This window comes from Trichococcus shcherbakoviae (assembly GCF_963666195.1).
Classification (GTDB): Bacteria; Bacillota; Bacilli; order Lactobacillales; family Aerococcaceae; genus Trichococcus; species Trichococcus shcherbakoviae.
The window spans coordinates 1,753,545-1,770,955 of sequence record NZ_OY762653.1 but is presented as its reverse complement, the minus strand read 5'-3'; the positions used below and the strand labels follow the sequence as shown (position 1 = coordinate 1,770,955).

15 protein-coding genes are annotated in these 17,411 nt (G+C 41.2%); 8 read left to right on the top strand and 7 right to left on the bottom strand.

Translation table 11 applies throughout. The features are described from left to right. Positions 1-216 precede the first annotated feature (216 nt). Positions 217-1,200: a lactate/malate family dehydrogenase gene (locus tag ACKPBX_RS08475; RefSeq protein WP_319995114.1), complete on the bottom strand. Its 984-nt coding sequence runs from the start codon at positions 1,198-1,200 to the stop codon at positions 217-219. Between the two features lie 161 nt (positions 1,201-1,361). Between ACKPBX_RS08475 and ACKPBX_RS08470 the strand changes: the two genes are divergently transcribed. Both ACKPBX_RS08470 and ACKPBX_RS08465 read left to right on the top strand, forming a co-directional pair. Next, entirely contained in the window at positions 1,362-2,024 is a 663-nt protein-coding gene (locus ACKPBX_RS08470) for a TetR/AcrR family transcriptional regulator (RefSeq protein WP_086629922.1), read from the top strand. A 99-nt stretch (positions 2,025-2,123) separates the two neighbouring features. Further along, entirely contained in the window at positions 2,124-4,145 is a 2,022-nt protein-coding gene (locus ACKPBX_RS08465) for an ABC transporter ATP-binding protein/permease (RefSeq protein WP_319995113.1), read from the top strand. Between the two features lie 209 nt (positions 4,146-4,354). On the opposite strand, the gene ACKPBX_RS08460 is transcribed toward ACKPBX_RS08465, so the two are convergent. Continuing rightward, a complete protein-coding gene (locus ACKPBX_RS08460) occupies positions 4,355-5,758 on the bottom strand; it encodes a hypothetical protein (RefSeq protein WP_119093909.1) in 1,404 nt (467 codons plus the stop codon). A 1,015-nt stretch (positions 5,759-6,773) separates the two neighbouring features. Here ACKPBX_RS08460 and ACKPBX_RS08455 point away from each other — a divergent pair. Beyond that, the gene (locus ACKPBX_RS08455; protein WP_159072203.1) at positions 6,774-7,586 is read left to right on the top strand and encodes an AraC family transcriptional regulator; all 813 of its coding nucleotides are present in this window, start codon (positions 6,774-6,776) and stop codon (positions 7,584-7,586) included. 26 nt (positions 7,587-7,612) lie between these two features. Here the strand turns inward: ACKPBX_RS08455 and ACKPBX_RS08450 are convergent, their stop codons facing one another. Next, the gene (locus ACKPBX_RS08450; protein WP_319995112.1) at positions 7,613-8,179 is read right to left on the bottom strand and encodes a P-loop NTPase family protein; all 567 of its coding nucleotides are present in this window, start codon (positions 8,177-8,179) and stop codon (positions 7,613-7,615) included. A gap of 138 nt (positions 8,180-8,317) precedes the next feature. Between ACKPBX_RS08450 and ACKPBX_RS08445 the strand changes: the two genes are divergently transcribed. Continuing rightward, the gene (locus ACKPBX_RS08445; protein WP_319995111.1) at positions 8,318-8,899 is read left to right on the top strand and encodes a GNAT family N-acetyltransferase; all 582 of its coding nucleotides are present in this window, start codon (positions 8,318-8,320) and stop codon (positions 8,897-8,899) included. A gap of 369 nt (positions 8,900-9,268) precedes the next feature. Here the strand turns inward: ACKPBX_RS08445 and ACKPBX_RS08440 are convergent, their stop codons facing one another. Genes ACKPBX_RS08440 through ACKPBX_RS08425 form a run of 4 tightly spaced genes read right to left on the bottom strand, consistent with a single transcriptional unit; the run spans position 9,269 to position 12,894 of the window. Then, positions 9,269-10,468, bottom strand: a complete 1,200-nt coding sequence (locus tag ACKPBX_RS08440; RefSeq protein ID WP_319995110.1) for an ABC transporter permease — start codon at positions 10,466-10,468, stop codon at positions 9,269-9,271. Next, complete coding sequence (locus ACKPBX_RS08435) at positions 10,465-11,148, bottom strand: ABC transporter ATP-binding protein (RefSeq protein ID WP_319995109.1); 684 nt, start codon at positions 11,146-11,148, stop codon at positions 10,465-10,467. The genes ACKPBX_RS08440 and ACKPBX_RS08435 overlap by 4 nt, the downstream gene beginning before the upstream one ends. Continuing rightward, positions 11,149-12,393: an efflux RND transporter periplasmic adaptor subunit gene (locus ACKPBX_RS08430; RefSeq protein ID WP_319995108.1), complete on the bottom strand. Its 1,245-nt coding sequence runs from the start codon at positions 12,391-12,393 to the stop codon at positions 11,149-11,151. A gap of 3 nt (positions 12,394-12,396) precedes the next feature. After that, positions 12,397-12,894, bottom strand: a complete 498-nt coding sequence (locus ACKPBX_RS08425) for a hypothetical protein (protein ID WP_319995107.1) — start codon at positions 12,892-12,894, stop codon at positions 12,397-12,399. Between the two features lie 808 nt (positions 12,895-13,702). Between ACKPBX_RS08425 and ACKPBX_RS08420 the strand changes: the two genes are divergently transcribed. Genes ACKPBX_RS08420 through ACKPBX_RS08405 form a run of 4 tightly spaced genes read left to right on the top strand, consistent with a single transcriptional unit; the run spans position 13,703 to position 17,327 of the window. Then, a complete protein-coding gene (locus ACKPBX_RS08420) occupies positions 13,703-13,870 on the top strand; it encodes a hypothetical protein (RefSeq protein ID WP_319995106.1) in 168 nt (55 codons plus the stop codon). Further along, positions 13,857-14,762, top strand: a complete 906-nt coding sequence (locus tag ACKPBX_RS08415) for a polyprenyl synthetase family protein (RefSeq protein ID WP_319995105.1) — start codon at positions 13,857-13,859, stop codon at positions 14,760-14,762. Before ACKPBX_RS08420 ends, ACKPBX_RS08415 begins: the two co-directional genes overlap by 14 nt. A 7-nt stretch (positions 14,763-14,769) precedes the next feature. Beyond that, complete coding sequence (locus ACKPBX_RS08410) at positions 14,770-16,728, top strand: sensor histidine kinase (RefSeq protein ID WP_319995104.1); 1,959 nt, start codon at positions 14,770-14,772, stop codon at positions 16,726-16,728. Next, on the top strand, positions 16,725-17,327 hold the full coding sequence (locus ACKPBX_RS08405; RefSeq protein WP_319995103.1) for a response regulator transcription factor: 603 nt from the start codon (positions 16,725-16,727) through the stop codon (positions 17,325-17,327). Before ACKPBX_RS08410 ends, ACKPBX_RS08405 begins: the two co-directional genes overlap by 4 nt. The last annotated feature ends 84 nt before the right edge of the window (positions 17,328-17,411 follow it).

The window sequence follows — 17,411 nt, the reverse complement described above, 5'->3', positions numbered from 1 at the left end:
ATAGCATTCTCTTTTTCCGAAACCTTCCCCCTTCCAGCTCCTATCCTTTGCACCCGCGTTATTTCTAAAGGTATTCCCGATGAAATCGCACAGTTTACTTATCTTAATTATGGATATTCATGAGCACCTTTGTCAAATTTTGCGATGTCTTTAAGGGCTCAGCACCAAAAAATCCATCACTCAAAAAGAGCATAGCTTGCCGCTATGCCCTCCTTCTTAATCTTTGAACGGACCCGTCTTCGCATCCTTCATCGCCAATTGGATGTAATCGATGGAAGCGTTGAGTTTGGCAGTTTCCCACTCATCCAAAGCGACCCCGAATTGTTTTTCCACGCCATTGCGACCGATCAGGCAAGGCATGCTCAAAGCCACATCACCGTCATGTCCGTACTGTCCGCGCAGAATTGTGCAGACGGGATGGACGCTCTTTTCATCCAGTAGGACAGCCTGCGCTAGAGTGATCGCAGATTGCGCAACCCCGGCATTCGTCCAGCCTTTCCCATTCAGGACATCATAGGCCGACTTCACGACCGCCGCCCCGATTGCTTCGGGATCCAATGTCTCCACTTCCGGGAAATAAGTTCCGAACTCATCATAGCGGATGCCGTTTATGGCCAACCGGCTCACCACCGGGAAGGCGGTAAAGCCATGCTCGCCCATCATGTAGCCGGTCACACTCTTGGGATCGACACCGTACTGTTGCGAAATCACTTTCCGCAGACGGGCAGAGTCCAACATCGTGCCTGTCCCGAAGATCCGTCCTTCCGGATAATCGAATTCGCTGGCTGCGATATAGGTCACTGTGTCCAATGGATTCGTTATCAGGATGATGATGGCCTCTTTTGTATATTTTATGATTTCGGCCATGACTTCACGGATGACCGCCGCATTTTTCCCGGTCAATGATGCGCGATCCGGGATGGCATTCGGATTCTTATCATCCTTAAGAACACTCGGTCCAGCAGCGATGATGATGACGTCCGCATCCGCGCAATCGGCGTAATCCCCAGCGTGTACATCGACATTGGACATATAGGTCAACGCGGTCGCATGCGCCTGATCCAAGGCTTCCCCATGGGCAACATCCTTCAAAATATCGATCGTCGCAATTTCCGCAAATAACCGCAATTTCATCGCGTCAGCCAACACATAGGACCCTACGTGGCCCACACCCACCACAACCAGTTTATTTTTGTGCATCTTTTCCCCTCCAATTCTCATCATACTTTCATCTTAGCACCTTTTCGGCGATTTATCACACGTATTTCGCAAAAGAGGATAAGTCATGGCGCCGACTTGTTGCATTAATCCACCGGTCCGAGTACTATGGAAGCAACATCACCCAGAGGAGCATACGTTAAATGGAAAAGTTTGTGGAAGCTTTAAAACAAAAAATTCGCAGTAAAGAAGGCTTGTCGCCCAAGATGCAGGATATTCTGGATGCTTGCGTGGTGCTGTTCTCGACGAAAGGATTCTCCAACACCAGCACAAAGGACATCGCCAAAGCAGCCAACGTTGCCGAAGGGACCATCTACAAGCACTTCGGGACCAAGGAAAACTTGCTTTACGCTACGATTTTCCCGATTCTGCGCGACATCATCTCAACGGAAGCGCTCGCCCAAGTGCAGCAGTTCCGCAATTCTGCAGAGAATGCGCCGTTTGAGCGGTTCGTGGAATTCATCGTGCGCAAGGACGTCATGATGCCTGAAGAGCATTTCCAATCCGGTAAAATTTTCATCAGCGAAATGATGTACGACAAACAGCGGTACAAAGAATTCATCACCATGATCCCTAAGGACTTGATAGAAGGCATTTACGCAATCCTTGACGGCTATAAAGAAAAAAACGAAATCGTCGATTGGCCAAATCCCGTGATTTGGCAGTTCATCATGAGTATCCTATTCGGCAATCACCTGACCCATTACGTCCTTTTCACGGATACAAAGCGCGATAAAGAAGCCGAAATCGCCTATCTGACCCAGCAGATCGTCAAAGGACTGAAACCTGATAAGCAATTGCATTGACAGCCCGTTCCCGAATCGCTATACTTGACTAATCGCACAGTGAGTAAATACTCACTCATCGTTATTTCTTTTAATATAATAAGGAGGCATCCCATAACTATGGCTTTTGTGGAACTAAAAAATCTGAATAAATTTTACCCGATCAGCGGCTCGGAAGATTTCCAGGCACTGAAGGACGTCAACCTTTCCTTGGACAAAGGCGAATTGGTCTCAATCGTCGGCGAATCCGGCAGCGGTAAATCAACCTTGATGAATCTGTTGGGCGGCCTGGACAGCCAGTTCTCAGGCGAAATAACCATTGACGGCCAAAACATGAGCACGTTCAAGGAAAAAGATTTCGTGAATTACCATAAAGAGAAAATTGGCTTCGTTTTCCAGAGTTTCAATCTTGTTTCCCACCTGAGCGTGCTGGATAACGTCACGTTGGCAATGACGCTTTCGAACATCGACAAAAAAACGCGGGTCGCAAGGGCGAGAGAAGTCCTGAAGCAACTCGGCCTCGACGACCAATACAAAAAGAAACCGAGCCAGTTATCCGGCGGGCAAAAGCAGCGTGTAGCCATCGCCCGCGCGTTGGTCAACGACCCGGACATCATCATTGCCGATGAACCTACCGGAGCCTTGGACTCACAGACGACGGACCAGGTTTTGGACATCATCCAGGACATCGCCAAAACCGGCAAACTTGTCATCATGGTCACCCACTCGGAGAAAGTAGCGGCCCGCTCCACGCGCGTCGTCACAATCGATGACGGAAAAATCATCGGCGATATCCGTCAAGGCGAGATCGCGTTACACGAAAATTTGCTTGAAATCCAGCAGAAAACCAAGAGTAAAAATCTCACTTTTTTTGCGGCAATCCGTTTGGCCCTTCTTAATATGAAGGAAAAGTTGGCCCGGAACATCCTGATCGCTCTCGGCGGCAGCATCGGCATAATGAGTATCATCGTGATGCTGTCCCTTGGTGAAGGCGTCAATGACTACCTGACCGAAACGATGAACGCCAACGTCAATCCGCTCGTAAGTGAAGTGCGGATGCCCATCGTGATGGAAACCAACAACAGCGAAAACACTGACTCCTCTAAGATGATCATGACGCCGGCCGGTGCTGAGATACCTGCCGGGTCCGCGCCATCAGGTCCTCCTGCCGGGGTAACGCAGTCTGACCCGTTCGGAGAAGAAGATCTGGAAAAACTACGGAATATTCCGCATGTGGCAGAAGTCAATCTGGCCTACTCTTCGCTTACGATCGGCAGCGATAACGTCATCTATGAAGGCGAAAAATATGCCTTCATGAACTTTGGGACAACCTCCGGCATGACCGATTCCAACATCCTCTACGGCGCTTTCCCTGAAGCAGGCGAAATCCTGATCACAGAAGGTGTCGCCAATCAGATGGCTGGCACTGCCGAAGAAGCCATCGGAAAAGAAGTGACCGTGGATGTTACTATAGACGGCGAATCTCTGGAAAAAAATTATGTCATCAGCGGCATCTATTCAGCCGGCCAAGCTATCGGTGCGTTTGAATCTGTCTATATGTCGGCGGAATCATTCGAAACCTTGACTGCGGAAAACAATCTGGAAGTAGAACCGAACGTTGTCTACTTGGTATCTGATGATCCGGAAAATACCCAAGCCATCAAAGATGAAGTGGCCGCCCTAGGTTACCGTGGTTCATCTGCGGATGCCCTGGCTTCCACGTTCACCCAAATGCTAGATATCTTCACTTACATCCTTTCCGGGGTTGCCGGTATCTCCTTGTTCGTGTCCGCCATCATGATTTTGACGGTACTCTACATCAGCGTAGTGGAACGGACACAAGAAATCGGTGTCATCAAAGCAATCGGTGGCCGCAAGAAAGATATCCGCCGCATCTTCGTTTCTGAGTCCTTCCTGATCGGTCTGTTCAGCGGCATTCTGGGTGTTGGTATCGCCTACCTCATCACCGTCGTCGGAAATATTGTTGTGGAGAACCTGTTTGATACTGCCATCCTGAATATGACACCGGCATTTGCGGTGTTCGGCATTGTCACCAGCGTGATCATCAGCATGGTAGCCGGCCTGATGCCAGCCCAAAAAGCAGCCCGCCTAGACCCAGTAGAAGCCCTAAGACACGATTAAGTTCAGGATGTGATGATTCGCGTTTAGATAACCGGACGTTGGAGTACCCCACGAAGTGAACCTCTTTTGTTCACTCCGCGGGGTGCGAAACGGTAGTGGTATCTGCGAATCAGAACTCAACTACAGGATACGATGAATCCCGTTTAGAAATCGAGCATTACGAGCAACCAAAAGAAGCAGCCGGATTTTTGCCGGCTGCTTCTTTTGATTTATTCCGAAAGGCGCATCTGCGCATAAAAGGCGTTCATCTGATCGGCCAATTCACTTTCCTGCATTTCATGGAAAATGCTCATCACATTGTACAGGTATCGCACCAACCAATCAAATGCATCCTTCTTCAGTGTAACGCCTTCCTTCGTTTCTTCCTCGATTTCTTTGTGCAACGAATCTACCCAATGATCCCCAAGGACAATCCGTACCCGTTGGAACTGCTCCCGGAAAAGTTGTTCGGTGGAAACTTCTCCTTCCCCCGGCATCCACTTGTTCCGGTTGGCACTCCGGTAATAACGAGGGATGAAATGTTTGAAATAAGGATCGGACTGCTGCAACAGGAAGAATGCTGCTTCATATTTACAATCGGCAATGTAGCTGTCCAACAAATAGGAAACCAAAATATCCCGAAAATCGATCGACAGTTTACGGACAACCAAATCCTTGTACGTATCGTTGATGGGCACAATGTCCAATTTGGTGTACAACGGTTGGCGGCTTGCCCCCACCACCAATTCTTCGCGTTCCAACAACTTATGCGCCTCTTCCTTCGCCCTGTCATGCATACCACGGGAGCGAAAAACGACGTAACGGACCCATTTCAGCAATGCGCCTTCTTCAGCAGTCAGTTGAATGTCCGGGTTGCCATCCAAAACCGCCGCAAAATTTTCCAACTTCCGGACCGTATCCGCATAATCATGATGCTCCCACTGGATATAGCTCGCCTCATCCTTTTCGTAACGGAAGCTGATGAAAATCATCTGTAGCCACAGTTTTTTTATGTCAGAATAACTGACGCGATAATGTAACTGTTGCCGCAACACTTCTTCCATCTGCGCTTTGATTCTGGTCGGTTCCCAATCCGATCCGATTGCTTCAGCTTCAAACAACTGGACGAGTTCGATCGACTTCCTGACATTATATTTGTTCTCTGTCATTAATTTGTTTACAATAGGTCTGAGAATGAGGTGTGATAGCTTCGCTTGGTTCTTGAAATAAGGGAAAATAAAATAATCTTCATTCATTCTTTTCCGCAAAATCCCCGCATGCAAGGGCTGGTGACCAAGAGGCCCGATTATCGGCGAAAAGTCCTTCAACTCATATTCCCCTTCCATAAATTCCACATTTGCATGATTGAAAGGATATCCGGTTGGAAAATTCTGTTTGTAATAGAAGAGATACCACTCATGCGCTTCGCGTTCGTTCAGCAACAGCCGATCCACAGAGATGTCTTCTTCGGCAAACCGCTTCGCAAAACGTTGCGTTTCATGGGATAATCGATAGTATTGTTGCGTATGCAGAAAATCATGCAATGTATGCTCTGTCACCACGACTTTGTCAGCCAGCACATAATCATAAATCGCGTAGTAATACTCAAAAAACAGGTCGTAATCACCTTTCATCGCTTGCACCTCCGGAACGTAATCCCTTACAATTCTAAGTCCATTTTACCATATTGCTCACAAAACAAAGAAAGAAAGCCCGTTAAGTCGACAAACTCAGCTGCCAAATACTGAAAATTGTAAGATTACCTGAAAACTGAAACAAACATCCTACATTGAGTTTATTGAAATTTATACAAATTCCGTTCAGTTGATATAAAAATGTTCAGTTATTGGATGACGTTTTCGCGCGATGGTGCTATACTATACATGAAATGACGTTTGTCGCATTCGCGTACAAATATAGCACAGCGCCTGAGGAATCCCAACCTATAAGGATTTTCCGAAAAGCATCCCTTCCTGTTCTCTCCCGCCCCTCACTTTTTGATGAGCAGAAATACCAGCATCCAATAAAATAAATATCTTTACATCAGTTATATTGCTTTTATCAAAAAATTTCTCACACCAAAAGTACCCATAAACAAGCTTTTAAGTGCAAACAACTATAGCTATTTTGTTTTTTAAAAGACTTTTAATAAACAAAAACAGAGTTTCTGTCTATTATGATCCGAAAGTCTTTTAGCAATCTTGGGACCGATAATCCATGTTAAAGGGGCTGTTAAATTGCACACCAAAAATGGATAGTGATCACTTCAGCCGGAAACTTTTATTGCAATCGGCCGCGATCGGGAGAAGCGAAGCCGATACCACAATTCATGCCCTTTGATGGAAAAATATTTGCCACCTCTGTCGCATCAATAAATTGGTTTCGTTAACGGCAACATAATTTGTGCAATAAACTTATCATTTTTAGCAGCTAGTTTGTACATGTCAGATTAAATTACATACATATTACAAACTAGCCTTTTTATGACAAGGATTAAATTTTGATATTTTTATAAAATATACTAGACAAACCAAAAAAATAGTATATTATTATTGTTATTGGCTCGTTCGGATGATATGGAATTTGAGTCAATTAATTTTCAAATTGTCGAACCGTTGCTATCAGATAGATTACGTTAGGAGGATAAATATGTATACCATGTCCAACATAAAAAACCTCTCCTTGAAGATTGTACTCGCTGAAAAGAATACAATCACAGCCGCCCAACCTACTAACTACCAAAAATTCCCTTATGTTAAACTTTTCTATGTTACATCTGGGGATGTTTCTTTAATAATGAAAGAAACGACGGAAAAGCTTTCAAAAGATCAATTGATTTTATTGAATCCAAATGTAGAGTACTATTGGGACCTGACAGGAGATAAAGCAGCAGAGATCATCGAAGTCGGTATCCACGGACTTGAGTTCTCAAAAATCGGGGATGCAGAAAGCGATTTCTCTTATTACCGCCACAACGACGGTGAAAAAGAAACCGCAACCTTCCTGAATTTATTGCTGGATGAAATGAGCACACGCAACCAAGGCTACGAAGAGGTCAGCAAACGCTTCGTCGAGATTATCCTGATCCACTTGTTGCGTCTGGAAGAATTCTCAATCCGCAACTCGCTGAACAAGAAGAACCACAAAGAAATCCAAACGGTCAAGAATTACATGAAAGTGAACTACCACAAGAACATCACTTTGGATGACTTGGTGGATCTGGTCCACATCAACAAATTCTACTTGATCCGTATCTTCAAGCAGGAAGTCGGCATGTCGCCGATCGACTACTTGATCCACATCCGTATCGATGAAGCGCAAAAAATGTTGCGCAACACCAATATCGCAATCGCCGATATTGCACACTTGGTCGGCTTCCAGTCACCGTCACACTTCTCGAAAACATTCCGCGAATTGTCGAACTGCACGCCTTCACAATACCGTCGTCAAGGAAACCAATAATACAAAAAGAAGAAGAAGCCGCTGTTTTAAGCGACTTCTTCTTCTTTTTGTTCCTCCAACGCCCGCAAATAGTCTCTTGCTTCGCGCGGTCTGCGAAAATGTTGAATTTCGATGCCGGCCGGCGCCTGATCCAGTAAAGCAATCAAGCCCGGCCGGTTGTTTTTGTTGAAGTTCCAAATGAATTTCATGAATTCCCAGTCGAAGCGCTCCGGGCAGCCTTCCCCCATATCGGGACGGGTGCGCTTGCGATTCGAAACAATTCGCTTCAACGCGCGGTAAAGGCACAACCTTCTGGGGTAGTCGAAAAAGAAGACCGTATCGGCGCGCTCCAGCCGGATCGGCAGACTACGTTGATAATTGCCGTCGATTATCCAGCTGTCCTCTTTGATCCGTTCTTTTTGGATCCGGTCCTGTTCCACATCAGAGCGCAATTCCCAGCCGGGAAGCCAATACAGTTTATCGAGATGATGCAACGGATTGCCGGTCACTTGCTGAAGCTTGCGCGAAAAAGTGGACTTTCCCGATCCGCTGCATCCGATGACGACGATCCGTTTCATTGCCTTCCCACTCCCGCTGTACTTCATCTTCGCCAAACCGATCCCTCCATTCGAACGAGACATTTTCTTCTATCAACCAGTTTACCACAGCAGAAATGCAGTGAACAGTAACTGATGCGCCTTCGCAACTAATGGTATACTGGAATTAAAAAAAAACGGAAGGAACGATGCACGATGATACGCAAAGCCCGAAAAGAGGACTGTCCGGAACTCTACGACCTGATTCACGAAATTTTCGTTGATATGGAATTGCCGCTGCTCGATCTGTTGGAACCGGATGTCCTGAAAGCCGCGATAGTTCGAGCCATGCAGGCGGACGTCTACCGGTTCAGTTACCGTAATGGCCTTGTCTATGAAGAAAACGGCGAAATCCTCGGCTGTTGCTTTGGCTATCCGGGAGCTTCCGAACCCATCATCGATGCCGCACTCCGGACCGCTTTTGAGGAAATGCACGTCACGGCGCCCAGACTTTTCCCCGACAGCGAAACATTTGCCGGAGAATGGTATTTGGATTCCATTGTGACGAAGCAGTCAGCTCGTGGAAAAGGTGTCGCTTACCAATTGCTGCAAGCACTGCCGGCACTCGCCTCAGTTGCGGGTGAAACCGTCATCGGCCTGAATTGCGAAAAGGACAATCTGCAGGCAAAAAAACTTTACGAAAAAGTCGGCTTCCGGACAGTTTCCGAGCGGATATTGAGCGGGCATGTCTATGACCACATGCAATGGGCCTTCACAGGTGCAGACTTGAATAAATAACATAAAATCAGCTTCCGTTTGTAAAGTAGTCACTCTATTTATTTAAGAAAAATGATAAAAATATTATAAATAAAGCACAGCATAGACTTACTAATAACCCTAATTTTTTTCGTCTATTCTCCATGTGTCTACCCTCTTTTTTTGACTATCCTAATAAACATATACCAATTAAACACTATTCCCAACATCAATAATATTCCTCCTAAAACATAAGTATTCTTACTTACGTTTTCAGAGAAATCTAAGAAAAAAATAAAAACTACTGAAATGAACACTATTCCAAATATAAAATTAACGATTGTATAAAGTGATTTTTTCATACGTCATACCTCCAAATATTCAGTGTCACCTAAAATGGCACCTCTTGGATTATCTTAATGTTTCGATCAGGTCTTTTTTAGCAGCTGCTGAAGCAGGCATGACAGAGAAAATTAACCCTATACCAGTCGATACACTTATGGCTAAAAACACAGTTGAAAATTCAATTGAAATTGGAATGTCAATGATGGATCCAATTATGTAAGCCAAACTGATGCCTACAATATAGCCCACAATCCCTCCAAACAAGGTCAGTGTGACGCCCTCCAAAAGAAATTGCATCCGAATGGAATTTTGGGTCGCTCCCAGCGCACGTCGAATCCCAATCTCTTTTGTCCTTTCCGAGACAGAAATGTACATCATATTCATTACCCCTACACCTGCAATAAATAGTGATATTCCGGCAACAGCTGAAATAAATACTGTGATCGTGCGGAGGATTTTACTGATCCCGTCAGTTAATAAGGCGGTATCGAATACTTGATACTCACCAAAAGCTTTCATTGCACCCTTTTCCTCGAGTTGTTCAATCACATCCGTCGTCACGGAACTAGGCGTGGCTCCCTTTTCTAATGTCACTGTTAAGGAAGATTTTTCAGCCGTGTCATTGAAATAGTGCAAATATGTTTTTTTGGGAATTTGAATGTTGCTTTCTGGCATAGAAAACATACTTTCTGACTCCGAGCCTTGATAAATCCCGATTATTTTGAATAAATGGCCATCTAATTCAATACCACGATCCATTGCGTTTTCAGCACTTCCATACATCTCTTTTGCGGTAACGGAATCTATCATAGCTACTTTATCCAGCGTTTCGTTTTCATACGATGTTAGCTGACGTCCGACAATGGGATCCTTACCTAGATCATTTATTAAAGAAACTTGTTTATTCTGTTTTTTGCCTTTGATGTAAATGCCTTTATAAATGTTCGAATAATCTGGGTCAGGGTAATTTGCGGATTTCACTCCCGCAACTTGCTTTACGGTTGCAATGTCCACATCAGTGAAATAATCCAAACTGCTGTAGCTCAGACTATCGTTACTTGGGGCATAATTTACTTGTATGTTCACTTCATCCGATTCACCATTGGTTAAATTCCTTAACGTTTCTTTCTCAAATCCGCGGCCGATTGATAAAATAGTGATGACGGAGGCAATCCCAATCACAATGCCAAATATGGTTAACAGGCTTCGTTTTCTGTTTTTTAAGATTGCTTTAGTAGCGGTTCGCCAATTAACATATATGTTCATGGGCGTAACGCCTTATCTTCAATAATCTCACCATCGCGAATACTTATTAATCTTGAACAATACGGGACCATATCAGGGTTATGTGTAACGAGAATAATCGTAACCTGATCTTGGGTATTCAAATCCACAAATAACTTCATAATCTCCTCAGAAGTATGCGAATCCAATGCCCCCGTCGGTTCGTCTGCGATGAGGAATTTAGGTTGGTTAATTAACGCTCTGGCAATTGCCACGCGCTGCTGTTGGCCGCCTGATAACTGTTTCAGGTGTTTATCCGCCTTATCGGAAAGACCCACTTTCTTCAAAACAGCCATTACCTTTTCTTTTGTTTGGTGAAATTTATAGCCATTGTAAAGCAAGGGTAATTCAACGTTTTCAAAAACAGTATTATTCTCGATCAAGCTGAAATTTTGAAACACAAAGCCCACAGTTTGATTCCGGATTTTTGAGAGGGTTTCATCGGAAGAAGTCAATAACGTCTTTCCCTCAAATAAGTATTGCCCTTCGAATTGTTTATCGATGAATCCCAGTAAATTAATTAAGGTTGATTTGCCCGATCCCGATGGACCCATAATGGCAATCATTTCACCTGGAGCAATCGCCAGATTAATATTTTTTAGGACATGCAGGCTTTCTTCATCGTTCTTATAGTATTTATTCACATTAACCAAACTGATCATCTAATTCACCATCACTTCTTGGCCGTCTTTTAAATCTTGGGACGGATTGGAAATAATTCGATCCTTTTCTTTTAATCCCTCTGTGACAACAAAAACACCGTCTCTATTTTCTGACAGGATTGGCTGTTTTTTGACAGTTCCTTTGGAATAGACAAAAACATACTGCTTATCCTCTTCGTTCAGGATTGCCTTTTCGGGTATACGCAGTTCATTAACGGGTACATAAATTTGGCAACTATACCCATATTGTAAATTTTCTGATGGTTTTACTTTGAAGGAATAATTTGCCACATTAGATTGTGCAGTTGCAGTCCCCTCAGTAGCCGTAGATTCCGGCAATATACTGACTTCTGTGATCGTACCTGCGATTTTTTTATTACTGTTCAGCAATTGGATTTCCACAGCTTGATCTGTTGCTAAGTGTCTGTAATCATACTCGGAAACTAATGCTTTTATGATTGTGTCTTTGCCTAAAATTTTAATAACGGGAACACTCGCATTTGTTTTCCCTTTTGGTTCCACAATGGCGGTTCCGTCAGTTGTTGCTGCAACATTTGTTGTAATTTTATTCTTGGCAAGTTCGATATTTTGAGTGGCAGTGGATAAATCCAAGTTTGCGGAATCTAGTGCCTGCTGCGCTTGTGAGATGACTTCTTCCTGGGAAGAGATAGCTTCTTTATACTGATCCATTTTAGGTTGTTCTTCTTGGCGAATGGCTTGACCTTCCATTGAATCGGCATCTGCATTATTGAATGTACTTAATGCTTCATTCAAACTATTTTGAATAGTTTGTTTTTTTATATACGTATTGTCCAGATTTTCTTGTGCATTATTCACTGCTAAAGTTAGTTTATCGAGCGTTTGTTGCTGTTCCGTTATTTGATCTTGTACGGTTTCGTTTTGATAGACCAAAACCACCGTGTCTGCACTGATTTCTTGATTATTTGTTACTAAAATGTCGGAAACCTCGCCCTTTGTCTGATCATAATAGAATTCCTCTACGTTTTGAGCCGCAACGGATCCATTAAAAATTAAATCATCGGCTTTTTCTATCGTTACCGACTCATAGGAGGCCACTGCAGGTTCCTGCTGCTGTTTTTGTTTGAAAAAAAATGCCGCACTGATCGCTAAAATGGCGATCACTCCCCATACGGCACTAAAGATTATGCGTTTCTTTTTGGACAGTGGTTTCATTTTAAATCCTTTTTTATTCGTTTGTTCTTCCTTTGCCTTGTCTCTCTTCATTCCTTACGCCTCTGTTTCGGCTTTAAACAGGTAGATTATGGACAAAATCGCTGGTAGGGAAACAAGCGCTTGTAGACCAATACTTACGATCGAGATCATGCTGGCAAATTCGGTAAATCCTTGAATTTCTATTTTGGGAGTGAACAGCAAGGAATAGATGATCCCGGTTACGATCCAAAATAAATGGAGGTAGTAAGGCGTTTTTGTGCTCGCGACGCCTTCTTTCAGCTTTTTATGTGCAGATATGAGCATGATCAGGATTGCAATCGAGAAGATGACGCCGATAACGGCATAAGCTTTTGTTCCGATACTATTTGCTTGTTCATATAATTGCGTGGCTGAAGATCCGTAAACAGCTTCTGTGTAGAGTGCTTTGTCAGGATTTAAAATTCCCCGTAGCCCTACAATTGACGTAAGCAGCCCCAGAGCTTTTAAAACTAATAACACCATATTCCAATTTTTAGCCTTTTTAAGATAATGCGGTTTGTCTTTTGTTTTCATTTTTAGATACACACCTTTTCATTGATATATTTTGATATTTGGTTGATGACAGTTACCATTACTGATTTCAAGGTCCGCCGCATGGATTAGCTTTCATTTTTTAAAAAGAAGTATGTTCCAAAGAATATCGTAAGTACCATAAATGCGATTAAGTTAAACTGCAGCCTGGACAGTAAAACAATCATCGTCAGAGCCATTAAACTTGTAGTGATACTATTTCGATTGATGATCAGCATGACTATCAAACAAATGCATACTAATATTAATCGATAATCAAGTCTATTAACTTGAAAGTCCAAATAAATCAGAAAAAAAGTAGCTAGCAATGCGAAAAAAAGCATTACCTCTGAAATTTTCATATAAGTGCCTTCCTTTCTTGATTTGTTGTTGGATTTTATCCCGGGAGTCGGAGTCCATTCTTAATATATAATTTTATTGAGATACTCACGCATTATTCTGTAAAAAAAGTGCTATAATAACAGCTGAAGGCTCAAAAAAGTGCAGTGAGCCTCCTCCTTAACGCTTTTAGTTTGTTAAGCAGCAACCAGCATTTTTCTCGGCTTTATCTTCATAGGAAAATAATGGTGATATAACATTTACATAAACCAATATCTCCGTTTCAAATTGACATTAACAAGACTTCAGAAAGCCCATGTTCCTAAAGTCAGTTTAAATGATTCCTGTATCGAGAGGTATGAGTAAAACCGGCAACCCCCTATGTATTCATGGACATACTCATCTTTGAAAAGATAGAATATTTATTGGAAGACTACATACTGAACGTAAAATGAAAAAAAGGAGCGGCTGTATGGATAAAGTAATCGAAGAGAAGTTGAAAAAAATTGAGGAGGAGATACTGTTAAAGAGAAAGAACCCATTGTTTGACATCGGGAAAAATGGAAATGTATCCTTCTCGTTGAATGGTGAAAATAACTGGGTTCGAAAAATTGATATACAAGAATATGGGACCTTATAAAATTGAAGAGGAATATGGTGTAGCTTTAACTTCCTACTTATCAGAATTTAAGAAGAATTTCCCCTCTTCCTTTGTGGATCTCGTGCAAATGGAGTTGTCAAAAAAAAGTACGGACAGATTGTCGTTAGGGAAAGTTTATTTGTTTCTTTCTTTGGATCAAAATAAACCACAGTCCCTTCCAACAAAGAATCAGATTGCGGTCAGACTGGATATTCTTTTTATTTTGTGTGATTACCTTGATGATATTTTAGACGGGGACAGTGTGATTGCTTTGCCAAAAAATGAGTTGCTCATTAATGCTATGTCTCTGCTTTTTATAAGTATAGGAGAGCTTTGTGAACTCACCAAAAACTATCTTGATACCTCTAAGATATTATTTTTTCTTACAGAATCAGTAAACGGAGAGCGTTTCGATTTTTATTCAACACTTTCAGAAGATTCCTCTGCAGAAGTTTATTTTTCTAAGATGCTGCAGAAATCTACTCCTTTAGTTCAACTGGTCTTCTACCTTGCTTGTCCTGATAATGAACTTATTTGGAAAGACTGCGCACAAAATCTCTCTACTGCTTTTCAACTGCAAAACGATGCGCTAGACTGCATGGACACGAGCAAGTCGGATTTGGTTTTATTCAAGGAAACGCTTCCCTTTACAAAGGCCCTTGAATACGCACGCATAAACACCGATAAAAGGTTTCTCACTATTATTGAGCATCGAATAACTGATGAGGATTCTCTAGCTTTCTTAGCCTTTTATATGGAAGAATGCGGTGCGGTTGAATATTGTTTAAGAGCTGCCTCGCTTTACTTTGAAGAAGCTTTTCAAATTCTAAAGAATAATTCTAACATTTCTGTAGAAGTTTTTACCTTATTAAAGAGCTATTTAAAGGAGTAACATGGATTTGAAAATAATGAAAATAGCTAGCGTTACAATGCCTTGGCTTATTATACTGACCTATATATTTTATTACCTAACCGCAATGGAACAAACGGATTTTATTTATCTCTTTATTGGCGCCTATATTTTTTCGTTAGGCAGTTTTATTTATTTAAATATACCCGACTATCCTTCCTCATCCAGGTTTTATAATTTAACTACGATTATGGCTTTGATGTTCTTGTTTATTTACTCTAACGTCCCTTGGCTTAATTTTACTGGGTTATTGCTTTTGTGTCTTTGCCCAGTTTCGCTTTATTTATTTCTATATTCATTTATTCAATCAGAAAATAGAAAACTATTTAAAATAAGTATGTTAATTTTAACAGGTAGTTCAATTTATTCTTTTTTTTCTTTTATTCTCAAAATTTATCCGGAATTCACCTTGCTGTTACTGTTATCTATTTCAACCACTACAAGCTATATAACTATATATAAGGAACGTAAACTGTTCTTTAGTTCATTAAGTTTTAAATTTTTAAGTTTTTCTGTTCTGTTGGCCTTTATTCCATTCATCGTTAGTTATTCTTTGCCAGCGGTCTTTTCGTCTGGCGTATTGGGCGATCCGAGGACAGCTTTACTAGTTTTGGTATTTCCGACGTGCATTGCCTGTATCTTGAGTTACATGAAGACGATTTCGTTACCGGATAACCTTATTTTGAATATGGCAATCAATATTTTAAGCTTTTGTTTTTTTATAATCATCAGTTGGTTGGAAGTTTCTTTGCAAAACAAACTGATAGTCACGCTGCTTTTTTATTTCTTTTGTTATCTCTCTCACTTTTTGATTCAATTTATTCAGCACTTTAAAAAAATGAGAGCCGAAAAAAATATTGAAGAGTTGAATAATGAAAAAATAGAACTCCTGAATCAGGTTACGTACTCTAATTTTATGAATAGCGTGTCCAATTTACTGCTGAATCGATTGAAAGGTGAAACAAACAGTTCGACAATATTAGTTATGATGCAATCGAACAATCAAAGATTTGTACTCTGTCAGTCCGGAAACAGAATTTCTCGAGCAATAAAAAAAGAACTCTTTTCGTCGCTCTCTTCAAAGCAAGAAGTAACTATACGTGGAAACACTTACCATTATTTATCCGTTTCAAGATTTCACGAAAAGTTATTTGTCTTTATAGAAAAAACAGACTATTCGGTTGATTTAGATCATATAGAAGATATCCTTCATCAATACGAAGGGATTATTACGACTATCAGGAAAATGCATACTAACCAGCAAAAATATATTGATTCATCACTAGGAACAACCGAATTACTACAAGCAAAACTATTCAATAATCTTGAAAAAGAAAAAACAAAATATACGCATTACTTGCACGATAGCGTCCTACAGTCCGTTATCGGATTACATACCCTTGTCTCAAATCTTCATGGAGATGATGAAATAGAATCCTTAGTACGCATAGAGTTTTCAAAATTAATTCGATCTATACGAGATGAAGTTTTTAATATTTCGCCATCTACATTATATTATTTAAGTTTTGAGGAAAACATTCAAATTCTAATAGAAGATTTCAATCACAAGTATCCTGAAATTGAGTATTTATTAATTTATCAGTTAAATGGGGAACTACCCAAACACTTAGTAGCTCCTGTATATAGAGTCATTAAAGAGCTCAACGAAAATATTGGGAAACACTCACAAGCTACTTATGGAATAACCAAAATACTCAACAAAAAAAATATTCTATCAATAGTCATTGAAGATAATGGAAAAGGAATACATGATTACTTTAAAATTGAAAAAAATTTATTTAAGGGGAAAGAACATATCGGACTTCTTTCTATAAAAAATGATTTAAAGTGGTTAAATGGATCTTTTGAGATTTCTCCAATGGAAACAGTTAACTCTGGAACCATCATAGAAATAAACATTCCTTTTGAAAAAGGTGAAGCCTTATGAGAATACTATTAATTGACGATCATCACTTAATCGGAAGAAGTCTGGAGATATCGCTCAAAAGTTATTCTGAAATATCAGATTTTTTTTACCTATCTGATCCAAAGAAAGCCCTCGAAGTTGTAGATTCCTACATGCCATCCATCATCTTAATGGATATTCACATGGGCGAACACAACGGACTAGAAATCGGGAGCCAAATACTACAAAAATACCCGGTAAAACTGGTTTTTTTGTCAGGCTTTAGCCTGATAGAATATAAGGAGAGAGCTTTTAAGATTGGTGCTCATGGTTTTTTTGATAAACACATCGAAGCAGATGATTTAGTGGATAATCTGAAAATCATTCAATTTGAAAACAAGAAAATTTTTCCTGAATTTAAGGCTAAAGGGCGTATCCTTTTAACAGACAGAGAAAAAGAAATTTTACAACTGATCTCTCAAGGAGTTAAACAAACCGCGGTTGCATCTGAGCTGGGAATTTCGGAAAGGACCGTTCGAAATCATATGTATTCTGTGAGTGAGAAGCTACAAACGAATACTGTTGTTGAATCAGTAATTAAAGCGATTGAATTGGGCATTATTAATGTTCGTCTACAATAATGCTATCCGTTGGAAAAGGAAAAGAAGTATCCAGAAAATGGTTCATTTCTGGACACTTCTTTTTTGTTTGATTTTTTTCTAAAA